Origin of the sequence: Slackia equolifaciens (genome assembly GCF_003725995.1) — a bacterium.
Classification (GTDB): Bacteria; Actinomycetota; Coriobacteriia; order Coriobacteriales; family Eggerthellaceae; genus Slackia; species Slackia equolifaciens.
In genome coordinates this window covers 427,034-442,223 of record NZ_QIBX01000001.1, presented here as the reverse complement: position 1 = coordinate 442,223, position 15,190 = coordinate 427,034, and the positions used below count along the sequence as shown (strand labels likewise).

Here is a 15,190-nt window from a genome sequence, read left to right as displayed (position 1 = left end):
GCTTATAGCGGCCACCTGCGTCCGCGTAATTCTCGTTGATATGACGATCCGCCTGATCAGCGGTATCGTTTGAAGATAAGGAGCATTAGGAATCATGACGGATTATTTGAACGAATATTGCATGCACGACCACACGTGCGGCCAGCTGCGTGCGGGTGATGCCGGCACGAAAGTGACGCTCACCGGTTGGGTGTGGCACCATCGCGACCACGGTGGCCTGATCTTCATCGACCTGCGCGACCGCGAGGGCTACACGCAGGTTGTGGTGGATCCCGATTGCGTGACCGCTGAGGAATTCACCGAGGCCGAGCATTCGCACCGCGAGTATGTCGTCAAGGTCGAAGGCACCGTGCGCCTGCGCGGCGAGGATGCCGTCAACCCCAACATGGAGACCGGCGAGATCGAAGTTCTGGCCAGCTCCTTCGTGGTGCTGAACACCTCCGTCACCCCTCCGTTCTCCATCGAGGACGGCATTGAGACCGACGAGATTACGCGCATGAAGTGGCGCTACATGGATCTGCGTCGTCCTGAGATGTTCCAGACCATCAAGCTGCGTCACACCGTGGCTCAGGCTATGCGCGCCGCGCTCAACAAGCGCGGTTTCATCGAGGTGGAAACGCCCATTCTTGCCAACTCCACGCCCGAGGGTGCGCGCGACTACATCGTGCCCAGCCGCCCCAACCCGGGCAAGTTCTACGCGCTGCCGCAGAGCCCGCAGCAGTTCAAACAGATGCTCATGTGCGGCGGCATCGAGCGCTACTACCAGATTGCCCGCTGCTTCCGCGACGAGGACCTGCGCGCCGACCGTCAGCCCGAGTTCACGCAGGTGGACATCGAGATGAGCTTCGTCGACGGTGAAGACGTCATCGACATGATGGAAGGCGTCATGGCGGAGGTGCTGGAGGCTGCCGGGGTTGAGCATCCCTTCCCGCTGCAGCGCATGCAGTATGCCGACGCCATGGAGTACTACGGTTGCGACCGTCCCGACATCCGCTTTGGCATGAAGCTCGTCAACCTGACCGAGATCGTGCGCGGCTGCGGCTTCGGCGTGTTCTCCAAGGCTGTCGAGGCCGGCGGCGTGGTCAAGGCCATCAACGCCAAGGGCGCAGGCGACTGGAGCCGCGGCGAGATCGACAAGCTGGGCCACATCGCTTCCGACAACGGCGCGAAGGGCATGGCATGGATCGCCTACACCTCTGACGGCAAGGAGAAGAGCCCCATCATCAAGTTCTTCGACGATGAGACCTATGCCAAGATGAAGGAAGCCCTGAACGTGGAGCCGGGCGACCTGGTGCTGTTCGCGGCCGACACCGCCGACGTTGCCAACGCCGTGCTTTCTGCGCTGCGTATGCACATGGCCGAGGCGCTGAACATTCCGCGCGAGGGGCACGCGCTTCTGTGGGTGGTGAACTTCCCCATGTTCCGCTACGACGAGCAGGAGAAGAAGTATGCCGCCGAGCATCATCCGTTCACCATGGTGCCGCCCGATCAGCAGCATCTGATCGAAGAGGCGCCGCTTGAGTGCGGCAGCTACTCGTACGACCTGGTCATGGATGGCTTCGAGGCCGGCGGCGGCACGATTCGTATCCACAACGCCGAGCTGCAGCGTCGCATCCTGCGCGTGTGCGGTTTGACTGACGAGGAGATCGACGAGAAGTTCGGCCACCTGATTCACGCGCTCGAGCTGGGTGCGCCCCCGCACGGCGGTATCGCGCTGGGCCTTGACCGCCTGGTCATGCTGCTCGCGGGCAAGCAGTCCATCCGCGACGTCATCGCGTTCCCCAAGACCAGCAGCGCATCCGATCCGATGACCGGCGCTCCGTCCGAGGTGACCACCCGTCAGCTCAAGGAAGTCTCGCTGCGCACGCTGTAGCAGCTTGCTCGTCCGCGGCAGCGGCTCGCTTGCGTAGGCCGGCATTTGCCGGCGCCTGAAGTCACGCCCTATAGCGTTCGGTCTACTGGGCTTGTTACGTCGGGCTCCGATATCTCCGTATCTCACACCAATAGCGCCCGGATTCTACGGGCCGCCCCTTATCTCTCGTGCACAAGAATTAGGGGCGGCTCAACGTGGAATCCGGGCGCTTGAGTGTTCCGCGTAATACAGCATACGGCTTAACGTGCATGGTGCCGCACATCAGAACTGGAGCTGATTATTCAAGCGGGTTGATTATTCAACTGCGGTGCTTAGGTCGTAGAGTTCATGCGGCGCGATGTCCTGCCCGTGGGGCCAGTCGATCCACTCATGATATGTCGGCTCTATTTGGACAAGGCGAAAGTATTCTTGATCGGCGAGTTCTCCAAACCAGGAGCCTTTTATGTAAGGGGGATACGTCAAAAATCCTTTGCTCCCCTGTCGTGTAGGTGAGTAGGATTGTTTTCTCCTCCCTTGGGACTACCGAGGAAAGCTGGGGCAATTGTTTGGTGACGTTGCAGTGCATCGCGATGCCTCTCACTCTATCGAAGGGGCTCAATCCGATAAGGCTTCTCGCCACATGATAGCAAATCCCAATTCGCCAGAAGTTCATCGTGGTGTATTGTCGACCATGCAGCGACAAGCTTTCTTTGCTTTGCGGGAAAGGATCCTGAAATGAGATTTCCATTCAAATCGAACGCAGCGTTGTACTGTCCGTATCTCGCATGAAAATGCGCCATGTGATGAGGCGCACCCTGCTCATTGAACCTAGTGATTACAATTCCGTAGAACATGCTGAGTGTTGGCATTTCCCCTAACCTTTCTATTATCGGATGAGAAAATGCTAGCCTCAAAACCTTGTCGAACCCTTTCCTGCGGATTTGCTTTCTGCGGCGAAGACTATGCGAAATGGGCTTGGATGATAGATCGACGGCTTGCGAAAAGCTGTTCGATTTCTTGCGGGAATATAGCGAATTCTGTCGTGTTTCTCTTCAAAACCTTGCCGGTTTCTTGCTTGCAAAACAATGGCTGACGTTCTTGATGCAGAACCGAAGAGTCTTTTGGGAATGGCAAAGAAAGCGCCGGAGCCCATGTGGGTTCCGGCGCTTCAGCGTTTCGGGCGTTCGTGGCGCACATCGCGCGATACCTTTTGCGCTACGGCATGACCACCATGAGAAGGCCGAGGCCGATGAGGGTGTTGGAATCCCACTAGGCTTGTCGCGTTGGCACCCAATATCGCCGCGTCCCATACTAATGGCGCCCTGATTCGACGGATCGCTTCTATCTCTCGAACATGAGAAATAGGGGGCGGCTAAACGTGGGATCCAGACGTTTTTCGTCGATAAAATATATGAGTAACGGACGAATCGTCTTGTTCGATAGCCGATGCACTATCAAGAGTTATTTGCTTTGCGCTTGAACAGGAACGTGAGGGCAAGCCCCAGAATAGCGAGAGCCACGGCAACGAGGAATGCTGGCGCGTATGACTCGCATGAGCCGCGGATGACGCTCATGATGCTTGGGCCAATCAGACCCGCCGCTGCGAAACCGCAGAACATAATGCCGTAATTCACGCTGTTGTGGCGCAATCCAAACTGCGAGGCAGTAAATCCGGGATAAATTCCCATAATAGATCCGAAGCAGAATCCCGCTCCACAGATGCCAAGATAGAACACCCATTCTGCACTGGTGCTCGATATGAAGAGCATAGCCATGCTCGTTGCCGTCAAAACGAATACGCCTTGAATGGTGGCGATGGAGCCGAGCTTGTCGGATAAAAACCCCGATACTACCCTTCCTGCGGTGTTGAGTAGGGCGAGCATCGAAACGATAAGGGCGGCCTGTGCCGGACCCATTCCCATCATGTCTTGCGCAATCGGCGATGCCTGCGAGGTAATCATGAGTCCGCTGAAGGCTCCACAGCAGAGCATGGCGATCATGATGAAGAAAATCGGGTCGGCGAGCATCTCGCGCCAATCCTTGTCGGTGGTGCCGATGTGCGTTGCGGTCGAGGCGCGCGGGATCCATCCCTCGGGAGCGAAGCCTTCGGGGCAGCGTTCGACGAACAGGCCGCATATGCAGATTACGGCGAGCATACCCACACCAAGAACCTTGAACGCGTTAGCAACGCCGTACGAATCGATAAGGGCGTTGGCGGCCAGGGGGACGATAACCGAACTGATACCGTATGCCGCCGTCGCGATGCCCCCGACGAATCCTCGTCTATCAGGGAAGAATTTGACGGCGTTGCCTATGGTGGCGCCGTAGACCATTCCGACGCCGAGTCCGACACCCAGGCCATATGTTACAAGCAGCATTGCAAGGCTTGTCGCGAATCCCGATGCTATCATTCCTGCGCCGAAGAGAATGCCACCGCCGATAATCAGACGACGTGGACCAATGCGGTCGTTGATGATTCCCCCCGATATCAACGTGACGGGACCGATGCCGTTTGCTACGGTGAATACCAGGGAGAGGTTCTGCTCTTCCGTCCCCGCGATGCTTGCGAGATGGTCCGCCATCGGATCGGCGAATACGCTCCACGCGTAAAGGGAGCCGATGCATAGGTTGATAATGCAGGACGCGGCGAGAATGATCCAGCGACGTTGTGTGTAGTCTTGGACGCCCATCTTTAGAAGCCCTGCCAAACGGGGATGCCAGTGTATTCCTTGGCGACCTCTTCACCTTTCAGCACGCGCAACGCGCCTGCTGCCATGGCTTCGAGCTCGAATTCGCCGGGATATGCGGTGACGGGGGCGATCCACCCGCAATTCGCGATGATGCGGTCGACGAGTTCGTTGCTGTGGACCATGCCGCCGCCTAGGACAATTCCGTCGACCTCGCCGCCGAGGACGCATGCCATCGCGCCGATTTCCTTGCAAACCTGGTAAAGCATCGCATCCCAGGCGCGCTTCGCTTCCGCATCGCCCAATTCGGCGCGTTGTTGGACCGCCATAGCGTCGGACGTTCCCAGAAGGTCGGTGAAGCCGCCGGTCTTCATGCACATCTTGCGAACCTCTTTGACGGAACGGCCCTCTTCGATGAGGTCGAGGATCTCTACCACGGGCATGGCCCCGCAACGCGTAGGGGTCATGGGTCCTTCGCCGCCGACGATGTCATTGCCGTCGACCATCTTGCCTTTGCGATGGGCGGAGACGCTTGTTCCGCCGCCGACATGGCAGACGACGAAGTTGCATTCCTCATATTGTCTCCCCAGGCTTGCGGCATGGCGGATAGCCGTCTCCTTGAGATTGAGGGCATGGAGATGGACATGGCGGTACACGCCTTTGATACCCGTCATGCGGGCGCAGTCGCACAGCTCGTCGGTATCGGGCGGATTGACCACGAATGCCGGGCGAGGATGGGAGGGGTCGGCGAACAGGGCGAACTCATGGGCGAGCTGGCTTCCGAGGTTGGCGGGGTGGATGACGCCGTTGGCCGCCTTCATCGCATGCGAGAGCATAGTGGAGTTGACGGCATACGTGCCGCCGTCAACCGGCAGCAATCCGCCGCCGCGTCCCACGAACGCGTCAATCTTGGCAAGGTCGACGTCATGCGCGCCGAGAGCCTCCAGGATGCAATCGCGGCGATAGGGGAGCTGCTCAGAAAGCCCCTCGTAGAAGGCGAGCTTGTCAGCGGCGTGCGCTACTTTCTCAGTGAACAGGGCGGTATCGTTGTCGAACAGCCCCACCTTGGTGGAGGTCGATCCCGGATTGATGGTGAGGATGGTGGTCATGGCCGATGCCTCCTATGCGCGTACGCAACTCATTGCGATATTGCCGACCATTTCCGACACGGGCGCCGACCGCGAGCAGTCGCAGACCACCTTGGCGAAGCCCTGGAGCATGGGGCCGTAGGCGTCGGCATGGGCGAACTGCTGCACGAGCTTCACGCCGATGTTGCCTACGTTGAGGTCGGGCCAGATGACGATGTTCGCTTTACCTGCCACAGTGCTTTCGCGACGCACTTTCTTTGCGGCTATCGTGGGATTGATGGCAGAATCGAGTTGGAATTCTCCGTCGATCGCAAGATCGGGTCGACGTTCGTTGGCGATTCTCACGGCTTCGACCACCTTGTCGACCAGCGGCCCGTCGCCGCTGCCGTCGGTGGAGAAGGAGAGCATCGCGCATCGCGGCTCCCAACCTACGAGTGCCTTGACGGTGTTGCATGCCGCGATAGCGATGCTCGCCAGCATGTCGGAATCGGGGTCGGTGCACACGGCGCTGTCGCCAAATCCGAGAAGCGGCCCCTCGCTACCTTCGAAGCCGGGGATGTTGAAGATGCCGACGCTTGACACGGTGGACACGCCTTCCTGAAGGCCAACCACCATCTGACCTGCCATGATGACATCGCCTGTTGAGTGCGAGATGCCGGCGAACGTGACATCGACGTCGCCGACCGCCTGCATCATCAGCGCCGTGTAAAGGGGGTCTTTCGACTTGCGGCGCATGGTTTTCGCGCTGTTGATTGGGCGGATCGCCACATAACGTTCGATGAGGTCATCGAGGAACGCCTCGTCAAAGGCCTCCTGAATTCTGATGCCGTTGAGGTCGATGCCGAACTGTCTGGCCGTCTCCTCGATTCGTCCTTCATCGCCGACGAGAACGGGCGTGCAGATGCTTTCGTCGACGCAGATACGGGCGGTCTGCAAGGTTTTCTCTTCGGTCGCTTCAGGTAAAGCGACGCTTTTGTCGGCGGCGCGGGCTCGCTCGTAGATGGATTGCATGATATCCATGTTCAGGCTCCTTCCTGGGTGTGCACGAGTGCGAAGGCGAGCACATGGTCGTCTTCGTGCGAAAGGGAGATGTGAATGGAATAAGACGAGGCAATGAAGCGTTCAAATCTCCGTTTTGTTTTTCCGGATAGGCGGGCATGGGGCTGCCCGTCTTCGTCGTCGATGATTTCAATATCGCCGGGATGAAACTCTTCGCCGCAGATGCTGATTGCTTTGTAGATGGCTTCTTTCGCGCTGAATCGCGCGGCAAGATATTCGAATCGCGTTGAACGTTCGGATGCTTGGAGCTGTTCGGCGCTTGTAAACGCACGACGAAAGAATGGGTCGTTGGGTTCGAGCGATTCGGGGGCGAGACGCGAGTAGCGAAAGAGATCCGTTCCGATGCCGACAATCATGGATGCTCCTTGGGAGAGCGGCGAGGGCATGGATTCCCTCGCCGCTGTCGTCGTGCCGATAGGCAGGAGAGTCACCTGTTGCGGTTCCCGTTAGTTGGTTGTACCGTATTTGATATCTCCGTCTTGGTATTTCGGAGGAATAGTGGGGATTTGCAGGTAGCTGTCGTATTTTCCGCCCGAGTGAATGATGTGGTTGCCGTGGTTGTCGGTATCCCAGAATAGAGGTTCGAACCATCCTTCGCGGATGTAGCGACCGGCTATCTGAATGCGCAACGACTGACCCTTGTGCCAGAAGCGGCTTGTGGGAACGATTTCGATGTCCACGGGGACGATTTCGCCCGGCGAAAGCTTCTCTTCCTTGAGGTGACTCTGGATGGGTTGAAAATCGGTGGACAGGTCGGGATCGAGGGCGCGATGGGATACGCGCATCTTGCCCCAAGCGCCTGGATGTGGCTCGCCCAGGACGTCGACGGGAAGCCATTCGCCCTTGGTGTCGAGTTTCTGGATGTTGACGAACATATCCATGTCGTCGTGGCCGTCTGCCTCGACCCACAGATGAAGCTTCATGTAGCCGGTGATTTCGACGTCTTCTTCGAATTTGATATCGAAGTTGGCGACGCCTTCGTTGCCATCGTAGGAGATGCTCGTCTCTTGCTCGACGGGTCCAAAGGACAGCGCTCCGCTGCCGGCGTCCAGATACAGTTTCTTATACTGGGTGCGCTTGAGTGGGAAAGACGTTTCGGGGCGGTCGAGCGCATAGAGGAACTCATGGGCGTCCTGGACTTCGAGGCGGACGCGCGGGGTGGATTCCCAGCAGTTATGGATGTCTTTGAGATAGCGGTCGAAGAACATCTTCAGCTCGGGCAGGTGCACGCGGTCGTAGCCGTCAGGCCATTCGAACTCGCGGTGAGCGCGCATCCATTTCTTGCGAGATTTGATTTTGCGGAACCCTTGGAAGGCGCCGCGAAGGTGAAAGTGGTTCCAGCAGGCGGTGCAATACACAGGAATCTTGATTTTCGAGAAGTCGGGAATCTTGTCTTCCCAATATGCGTTCATGAGCGGGGACTGCTGCGCCATAGCAACCATGTCGTCGGCGCCGCCCTCGCCGGTGATGGAGCCCACGATGAACTCGTTGAAGGCGATGGCGGGAACGCCGCCCTCGAACATGCTCTCTCGATAGATGTCGGACGTGCCCTCCCATGGAGCGATGCAAGTGAGGTGGGGCGGCTGCTCGGCAGCGATGCGCCATTGCGACATGGCAACTGCGGAGTTGCCGCTCATGCCCACTTTGCCGCTGCACCAGGGCTGCTGGGCGACCCATTCGATGAAGTCGTAGCCGTCGCGGGCGTCCTGGGTGCCGAAGCAGTTGACGTCGCCTTCGGAATGTCCCACTCCGCGCGGATCCACGTTGGCGATCGCGTAGTCCTGATAGCACCAGTACAGCGGGTCGGGGGATTCGAACTTCGCAGTTTTGGACACGGTGCCGGGGGCCACGCCCATGATCTGCCATTCGCTCATCCCCTCTCCGGGGCGCTTGCCATAGAAGCTCCAGGATATGAGTACGGGGATGTTGGTCTTGTCCTTGGGGCGGAAGATGTCGACATAAATCTTCACGCCGTCGCGCATCTCCACGGCGATATCCTGCTCGCAGATGATGCCGGGGGCGACTTCGTAGGTTCGCGGGTTGAGGGCGGGGCATACTCCCATGCCCATCGCGTTCATGCCGGCGCCTCCGGCGTCGCGGTTTTCGAGGGATGGGTCGATGGGGGTCTTCGCCTTGCGGTAGATGACATCCATCTCGACGCCGCCCTTAAGGACCTCTCGCTTGGTGAACCGTTCGGGTGCGGGCATGGTCTCATCCATGTTAATCCTCGCTTTCTGTGTACATATCGAACCGATTTGTTATTCCTCACATAGTTCTGCTATGTAATCTGCGGCCATGCCAAGCGTTATTCTGCGACGAAATTCCATGAATGAGATTTCGACGTCGAATTCATCTTCGAGGAAATTGGTCATTTGGGAGACATTGCCTGAGCGTGCGCCCAAATCCTTGATGAATTCAGTATCCTCATTCAATTCATCAGGGGTTTTTCCAAAGAGAACGCAGCAGCGTTCGACAATCTTCTGATACGCGTCGTCTCTTACCGTCATGATGCCCACCTCTCATTTCTAGCTTTCCCGATGTTTTTTCGGGATTGATACGAGTAAAATTATAGGAAGAGAGACATCGGGGAACCATGTGCGCCATTACAGGCTTTGGGCGAATTTCACCTTAATGATTGTGAGGATGCATAAATGGAAATCGGAAGAATAGTCGAACAACTGGGGGATTTCGGTCTCATTCCGCTCAACACCAGGGAGGCACCCGCCTACATCGAGACCCACAAGATGATAAAGCCGCGCCAAGAGCGGTTTTTCCCGGCGTGCCTGTATGTGGGGTATGCGACCGAACTGCCTTGGTCGTTCGGTCGGGATGCCGAGGCGAATCTCGTCTGTATCGACGACGGGGAGATCCCCTCCGATTTCCTGGAGAACGAGCGTGTGAACCTGTATCTTGCCCCCAGAAACACCAACCAGTTCGACATACTCAATCGCGTCGCCGACATCATGATCGATGAGGCATCGGTGGTCGCGGGCATGCGGCGCATTCTCGACGTGCTCTACCGGGGCGAGGGGCTGCAATCCCTCGTCGATACCGCTGCCGATGTGCTGGGAAACGCCGTGTTCGTCAACGACCCGGCGTTCAAAATTCTTGCCATGTCGAGCAACGAGATGTTTCGCAACGAAACGCTTGAGCTCGAGAAGACGCTCGGATACGTCCATATGGACAACGTCGAGGCGATGCGCAGGGACGGCGTTCTCAAAGGGAGGGTGATGGGCAGGAGGGGCATAGCTCGGGTAAGCAGATCCGATCCTCCCGAGAACTGGCTTTTCAAGAACATAGTCCTGCACGGGGTGGTCATCGCCACCATTGCCGTGGTGGACAACCATCAGCCGTTCCGGGATTACCACGAAGAGCTTGTCGATCGGTTCGCCAACTTAGTCGCCATCGAGCTCGAGAAGAGTGATTTTTTCAAAGACGACGAAAGCGTAGCCCATAACTACTTCCTCGGTGATCTTCTAAGTAAGAAGGTTCTAAGCAAGAAAGCCATTGAGCAGCGATGCAGAATCATCAAATGGGACACGCTTGACTGGTTCAGGGTGCTTGTCGTTGCGGACAAGCGCAGTGGTCTTTCGCCCGCCCGTGTGCAGCAGCTGTCGAGGCAGATGAAGCGGTTTCTCCCTCGCGCCAAATGGACGATTCTCCAGAATAACATAGTCTTGCTGCTGACGAGCAGGAGCCGTGCCGTGTGGACGGAGGGGGAAGAGGCGGAGCTGGTGTCGTTTCTCGACGAGAACGACCTGTATTGCGGCTCGAGTCAGTCGTTCGACACGTTGGTCGACACGCGCAGAAATTACCGCCAGGCGTACCACGCCGTAGACACCGGACTGCAGCTTCGAGGGGAAACGCGCCTTTTCTCCTACGAACGAATGATTCCCTCCTATGTGCTCCAGATGGCCCTGCGTCGCAACGATTTGGCGGACATGCGACCCGAGAGCGCCGCTGTGATTGAAGAGTACGACGCTCATAATTCAGGCGAGCTTCTTAAGACGCTCGAGGCGTATCTGCGACACACGAACGACCCTGTTGCGGCAGCGCGCGAGCTCAACGTACACCGCAACACGCTTCTGTATCGTATTAATAAAATCAAAGAGTTAACCGGCATTGATTTGCATGATGGAGATGCGCGCCTTGGTTTGCAGCTGTATTTTAAAGCGCGTGACATTTTGTGGTCGGGTAGGGCGCTGCATTCCGTCGACCAGGGATGATGAAAACGCCCCGATTAGAAATGAATCCGAGGCGTTCGTGGCGCACATCGCGCGATATCTTTCGCGCTACGGCATGACCATCATGAGAAGGCCGAGGCCAACAAGCGCGAGCCCGGGGCCAGGAAGGATAAGCAAGGGCACGCCAACGGCGGCGATGCCGAGTCCTACGATGCGTCGGCCTAAGTGGAGCGAGCGTTTTGGCGCTGTCGTGGTGGCATCGACGGTGGTGAAGGGGCTCTGCGGCGTATAGCCGTGGGTATTCGTTCCGCCGCTGCACCCACATTCCGCACGCTTTGTGTACCAGCGCATATACGATTGCGCAGCCTGGGCGGCGCTATCTGCATTGGTGCGAGCGCTGCCCCGGACGAATTTACGCTTGAAAGATTCGGCGCGCCTCGATGCGGCCTTGCCGCTGACCGAAGACGCACGCTCTTCATTGACAAAGTTCACGGGGATGGCGGTTTTACTGCCGTCGTCGTTGATGACGTATGCTTCTGCGTTTATGCTGCTCATGGCTGCGCCTTTCCGCTCGTGTGGGCGACGTTTTATCGAAACGTGCTGCCGTCGTGCCTTAATGCGACGGCTTGGAGGGGTGGGCGCGCAACGTCATCTTGGATTGAACGTGCTGCGTGCCCAGCTCGATTGATCGGCTTCCTCTGCGCAGCTACTATCTCACACGGCGCGGCGCAATATATCCGCATCCGTCAATCGTTGGCGGCCTGTCACGCCAACGTCAACAAACCGTCAGGTTGCTTAACGAAAAGGCCCAAGAGCGTCGATTTCTGCTCGGATGGCTTATTCTGTGCCAAAATCGCTTCCTGCCTGCGTATCCCTGATGCGAAGCTCCGCTTTGCCGTGTCGTTTTGCGCTGCAATCCTGCCCACTGAAGCTCAAGGTGAGGTTCAGCAGGTAAACAAAGGTCGATTTGCTGCAGTTTATTCACGCCTCGCAAAGTAGCCGTTTTCTTCCGTCCTTGTGAACTGGGGAAACTCAGACGAAAAATTAAGATACTTCGCAGATCGTCGAAAAACTGCAGCATATCGGCCTTTGTTGCAGTTTGCGTTTACGGCGCGGCTCTGGCTTATACTGCTTCATCAAAATGAATTGGAACACATGTTGCGAAAGGCGCATTTATGCTTACAATCGGCTGTCATTTATCATCATCGAAGGGGTTTCTCGCCATGGGGAAGACCGCCCACTCCATCGGAGCAACCACGTTTGCATTTTTCACGCGCAATCCGCGCGGTGGGGCGGCGAAGGCCATTGACCCCGAAGATGCCGCTGAGCTGCGAGCTTTTTTGCAGGTGGAAGGCTTTGGCAAACTGGTGGCGCACGCGCCGTACACGCTTAATCCTTGTTCGGACAAAGAGCATGCGCGCCGGTTCGCCCGCGAGGCCATGGCGGACGATCTTGTGCGTATGGAGTTTCTGCCCGGCAATTACTACAATTTTCATCCCGGCAGCCACGTGAAGCAGGGCGCAGATGCGGGAATCGAAATGATCGCTTGCCTGCTCAACGAAGTGCTGGCACCCGAGCAATCGACCACGGTGCTGCTGGAAACCATGGCAGGCAAAGGCACCGAAGTAGGTGGGCGCTTCGAGGAGTTGGCGGCCATTATTGAGCGCGTGGAGCTATCCGACCATGTGGGCGTGTGCTTGGACACCTGCCATGTGCATGACGCAGGCTACGATATCGTTCACGATTTGGATGGCGTGCTTGAAGAATTCGACGGCGTGATCGGAATCGAGCGTCTGCGCGCCATCCATATCAACGACAGCAAGAACCCGTGCGGGGCGCATAAGGATCGCCACGAGACCATCGGCAACGGGTTTATCGGACTTGAGGCGTTCGGGCGCATTGTGCGCCATCCGCAGTTGCGCAATCTGCCGTTCATCTTGGAAACGCCCAACGAGCTTTCCGGCTATGCGGCCGAGATTGAGCTACTGCGTGGTTTGGCCGGCTAATTTGACACCGGCTTTACAAAGCGGTTTTTCGGTGGCGCTATACTGCTGAGTGCAAAAGCCCTGCTGGTTTGCGGGCTAAACGAACGCCGTGAGCCTTTGACGAGTTCGAGCGTGAGTGAGCTTCGCTTTTGGGCGAAGGGCTATCGCGAGCCAACAAGAATTGAGCGGGTTGATTTGATCCAAGGGACCGGACGGATTGCATCTATGAAATACGGAGTTATCGATGTCGGGTCGAACACGGTACGCCTCTGCGTGTATGACGTGTCGGCAGACGGCAAGAAGTTCAAAACCATCGTGAACCGCAAGATCACGGCGGGCCTGGCATCGTATGTCGAAGGCGGCGCGCTCTCTGATAAGGGCGTCGAGGTCGCCATCGAGAGTGTGCGGCGTTGCCTCAAGCGTGCGGCACTGCTCGACGTGGCGCGCGTGGACGTGTTTGCCACCGCCGTGCTGCGCAACATCTCCAACAGCGCCGAAGCGGTTTCTGCGGTTGAGAAAGGGGCCGGCTGCAGTATCGCGTTGCTTTCCGACGAGGACGAGGCGCATCTGGGATTTGTGGGCGCATGCCACGAAGACGTGCTGGACAACGGCGTGCTGGTGGATATTGGCGGCGGATCGGCCGAGGTTACGCTGGTGGCGGCGGGCAACGACGTGATGCGCGCGAGCTTGCCCATCGGATCGCTCTCGTCGTACAAGAAACACGTGGCCGATATTCTGCCTACGCCGCAGGAAGCCGATGCCATCAGGCGCGATACCGCCGCGCTGCTGGATGCGGAGTCGAGCGGTATCGTGGAGCACCGCGTGAAAAAGCTGTTCGGTGTGGGCGGCAGCATTCGCGCCATTGCCGAAACGAACGCGCTGCTGCGACCGGAGGCGTCGTACTGCGACATTTCGCGTGTCGATGCCGAGATGCTGGCAGAGGATGTGACCGAGAATCGTCGCGCATTCATCGATGCCGTTCTGCATACTTCGCCCGAGCGTTTGCATACTATTTCGTGCGGGCTTGCTGTGCTGCTGGAGATTTTCGAGCGCTTTGATGCGCAGACGCTTCATGTGTGTGAGAACGGAGTGCGCGAAGGCTTCCTGATCGAGCGCATGCTGGGCGGCGTGGGCGAGCAACCTTCTGCTGGTTCTTCGCGCGTCCAGGCGGCAAAAAAGCCCATAGCCAAGAAGACGCCCGCGGCAAAGAAGCCTGCCACGCGATAGCCGCGACGACGTAGCGTCGACCGAAGTAATTGCCAAGCCCGTCCCGCGGCAGGGGTCCGCTGCGCGATAGCTGCGATGGCGGGGCATCGGCGATGCTTTCCGAGGCATGTGGCGCGGTGTAGCGTGCTTCTCCGCGAAACCGAAGCGCGCTCCGTGCAAGATTTCACATGATGCATCCTTCGCATGACGCATTTTTCCATGATGCTTCGCCCGATCAACGAAAAAAGGCCCCTCGGGGCCTTTTTTCGTTTGGAGATATGAATGAGGGGGATGGGTGTTCCAGCTACAGGAGCAATTACCCTTCGATGGAGATGAGCTTCTTGGTCTCCTCGGGGGCGGGCAGCTCCTTCTTGGGCACGGTGATCTTCAGGATGCCGTCTTCGAACTTGGCGCGAATGTCGTCTTCGGAAATCTCGTCGCCCACGTAGAAGCTGCGGCTGCAGCTGCCGGTGAAGCGCTCCTTGCGCAGATAGGTGCCGTCTTCGGATTTGTCCTCGCTCGAGCTTTCAGTGGAGGCGTTCACGGTCAGATAGCCATCTTTGAGCTCTGCATGGACGTTTTCCTTCTTGAAGCCCGGCAGGTCGATTTCAAGCTCATAGGCCTTATCGGTTTCTTTGATGTCGGTCTTCATCATTGCGGGAATCGGCTGCTTCTGCGGACGACCGCCGAAAAATCCCAGGTCAAACGGATCGCTCAAAAAGTCACTGAAGAAATCATTACTACGACGTGCAGGTACCAGCATCATTGTCATCTCCTGTCTTTGTGCGGGACTTTCGAGGAGGCTTAACGGGCTACCCTTGGCGGAAGGGGGTGCGCTTCGGGAACCTCGTCTTTGCTTCTGTCTCAAACCCTCGCAACTCTTTTGCTTACGATTTGCAGTATAGGAGCTTTTTAGCACTCTGCAAGGGAGAGTGCTAATTCAGTACCGTTCTGTAACTTTTGGCACATGGAATCGCGACGAGCCAGTGCGAAGCGGGGAAGTCGGTGTGACCGACGGCTATTTCGCGACGGATTGCCCCGTTCTCGCGAGCAAAAGTACTTCGCTATGGTAAAGTGGCTCAATCGCAGGAATCACGCCTGCGTGAACGTATGACGAAAGGGCAAAGCG

Annotated in this window: 14 protein-coding genes; 4 read left to right on the top strand and 10 right to left on the bottom strand. The window is 57.6% G+C overall.

Translation table 11 applies throughout. The annotated features are described in order from the left end of the window. Positions 1–94 precede the first annotated feature (94 nt). Positions 95–1,873, top strand: a complete 1,779-nt coding sequence (gene aspS, locus DMP06_RS01780) for an aspartate--tRNA ligase (protein ID WP_123208015.1) — start codon at positions 95–97, stop codon at positions 1,871–1,873. A gap of 581 nt (positions 1,874–2,454) precedes the next feature. On the opposite strand, the gene DMP06_RS11865 is transcribed toward aspS, so the two are convergent. The 8 genes from DMP06_RS11865 to DMP06_RS01740 all read right to left on the bottom strand — a co-directional run bounded on the left by DMP06_RS11865 (position 2,455) and on the right by DMP06_RS01740 (position 9,193). After that, positions 2,455–2,706, bottom strand: coding sequence for a DUF4160 domain-containing protein (locus DMP06_RS11865; RefSeq protein ID WP_380783424.1), 252 nt, complete (start codon positions 2,704–2,706; stop codon positions 2,455–2,457). Between the two features lie 106 nt (positions 2,707–2,812). Next, entirely contained in the window at positions 2,813–3,049 is a 237-nt protein-coding gene (locus DMP06_RS11285; protein ID WP_148042475.1) for a hypothetical protein, read from the bottom strand. Between the two features lie 257 nt (positions 3,050–3,306). After that, positions 3,307–4,542: an L-lactate MFS transporter gene (locus DMP06_RS01765; protein WP_123208013.1), complete on the bottom strand. Its 1,236-nt coding sequence runs from the start codon at positions 4,540–4,542 to the stop codon at positions 3,307–3,309. Positions 4,543–4,544: 2 nt separating this feature from the next. Next, positions 4,545–5,648 carry a butyrate kinase gene (gene buk, locus DMP06_RS01760; RefSeq protein WP_123208012.1) on the bottom strand — a complete coding sequence of 368 codons (1,104 nt, stop codon included), beginning with the start codon at positions 5,646–5,648 and terminating at the stop codon, positions 4,545–4,547. Positions 5,649–5,660: 12 nt separating this feature from the next. Beyond that, positions 5,661–6,647 carry a phosphate acyltransferase gene (locus DMP06_RS01755; RefSeq protein ID WP_123208011.1) on the bottom strand — a complete coding sequence of 329 codons (987 nt, stop codon included), beginning with the start codon at positions 6,645–6,647 and terminating at the stop codon, positions 5,661–5,663. A gap of 2 nt (positions 6,648–6,649) precedes the next feature. Next, on the bottom strand, positions 6,650–7,042 hold the full coding sequence (locus tag DMP06_RS01750; RefSeq protein WP_161957791.1) for a holo-ACP synthase: 393 nt from the start codon (positions 7,040–7,042) through the stop codon (positions 6,650–6,652). Positions 7,043–7,132: 90 nt separating this feature from the next. Beyond that, positions 7,133–8,905: a CocE/NonD family hydrolase gene (locus tag DMP06_RS01745; protein ID WP_245962321.1), complete on the bottom strand. Its 1,773-nt coding sequence runs from the start codon at positions 8,903–8,905 to the stop codon at positions 7,133–7,135. 39 nt (positions 8,906–8,944) lie between these two features. After that, a complete protein-coding gene (locus DMP06_RS01740) occupies positions 8,945–9,193 on the bottom strand; it encodes a phosphopantetheine-binding protein (protein ID WP_123208009.1) in 249 nt (82 codons plus the stop codon). 144 nt (positions 9,194–9,337) lie between these two features. On the opposite strand from DMP06_RS01740, the gene DMP06_RS01735 reads away from it, so the two are divergent. Then, a complete protein-coding gene (locus DMP06_RS01735) occupies positions 9,338–10,912 on the top strand; it encodes a PucR family transcriptional regulator (RefSeq protein WP_123208008.1) in 1,575 nt (524 codons plus the stop codon). A 66-nt stretch (positions 10,913–10,978) separates the two neighbouring features. Here DMP06_RS01735 and DMP06_RS01730 read toward each other — a convergent pair whose 3' ends face one another. After that, entirely contained in the window at positions 10,979–11,425 is a 447-nt protein-coding gene (locus DMP06_RS01730) for a hypothetical protein (protein WP_123208007.1), read from the bottom strand. Positions 11,426–12,045: 620 nt separating this feature from the next. Here DMP06_RS01730 and DMP06_RS01725 point away from each other — a divergent pair. Continuing rightward, positions 12,046–12,876, top strand: coding sequence for a deoxyribonuclease IV (locus tag DMP06_RS01725; RefSeq protein ID WP_123208006.1), 831 nt, complete (start codon positions 12,046–12,048; stop codon positions 12,874–12,876). Positions 12,877–13,080: 204 nt separating this feature from the next. Further along, positions 13,081–14,082: a Ppx/GppA phosphatase family protein gene (locus DMP06_RS01720; RefSeq protein ID WP_123208005.1), complete on the top strand. Its 1,002-nt coding sequence runs from the start codon at positions 13,081–13,083 to the stop codon at positions 14,080–14,082. Positions 14,083–14,377: 295 nt separating this feature from the next. Here the strand turns inward: DMP06_RS01720 and DMP06_RS01715 are convergent, their stop codons facing one another. Continuing rightward, on the bottom strand, positions 14,378–14,827 hold the full coding sequence (locus DMP06_RS01715) for an Hsp20/alpha crystallin family protein (protein WP_123208057.1): 450 nt from the start codon (positions 14,825–14,827) through the stop codon (positions 14,378–14,380). Positions 14,828–15,190: the final 363 nt, after the last annotated feature.

Coding starts and splice junctions, on each gene's coding strand:
- aspS (WP_123208015.1), top strand. CDS start 95: ATGACGGATTATTTGAACGAATATTGCATGCACGACCACACGTGCGGC.
- DMP06_RS11865 (WP_380783424.1), bottom strand. CDS start 2,706: ATGTTCTACGGAATTGTAATCACTAGGTTCAATGAGCAGGGTGCGCCT.
- DMP06_RS11285 (WP_148042475.1), bottom strand. CDS start 3,049: ATGTGCGCCACGAACGCCCGAAACGCTGAAGCGCCGGAACCCACATGG.
- DMP06_RS01765 (WP_123208013.1), bottom strand. CDS start 4,542: ATGGGCGTCCAAGACTACACACAACGTCGCTGGATCATTCTCGCCGCG.
- buk (WP_123208012.1), bottom strand. CDS start 5,648: ATGACCACCATCCTCACCATCAATCCGGGATCGACCTCCACCAAGGTG.
- DMP06_RS01755 (WP_123208011.1), bottom strand. CDS start 6,647: ATGGATATCATGCAATCCATCTACGAGCGAGCCCGCGCCGCCGACAAA.
- DMP06_RS01750 (WP_161957791.1), bottom strand. CDS start 7,042: ATGATTGTCGGCATCGGAACGGATCTCTTTCGCTACTCGCGTCTCGCC.
- DMP06_RS01745 (WP_245962321.1), bottom strand. CDS start 8,905: ATGGATGAGACCATGCCCGCACCCGAACGGTTCACCAAGCGAGAGGTC.
- DMP06_RS01740 (WP_123208009.1), bottom strand. CDS start 9,193: ATGACGGTAAGAGACGACGCGTATCAGAAGATTGTCGAACGCTGCTGC.
- DMP06_RS01735 (WP_123208008.1), top strand. CDS start 9,338: ATGGAAATCGGAAGAATAGTCGAACAACTGGGGGATTTCGGTCTCATT.
- DMP06_RS01730 (WP_123208007.1), bottom strand. CDS start 11,425: ATGAGCAGCATAAACGCAGAAGCATACGTCATCAACGACGACGGCAGT.
- DMP06_RS01725 (WP_123208006.1), top strand. CDS start 12,046: ATGCTTACAATCGGCTGTCATTTATCATCATCGAAGGGGTTTCTCGCC.
- DMP06_RS01720 (WP_123208005.1), top strand. CDS start 13,081: ATGAAATACGGAGTTATCGATGTCGGGTCGAACACGGTACGCCTCTGC.
- DMP06_RS01715 (WP_123208057.1), bottom strand. CDS start 14,827: ATGATGCTGGTACCTGCACGTCGTAGTAATGATTTCTTCAGTGACTTT.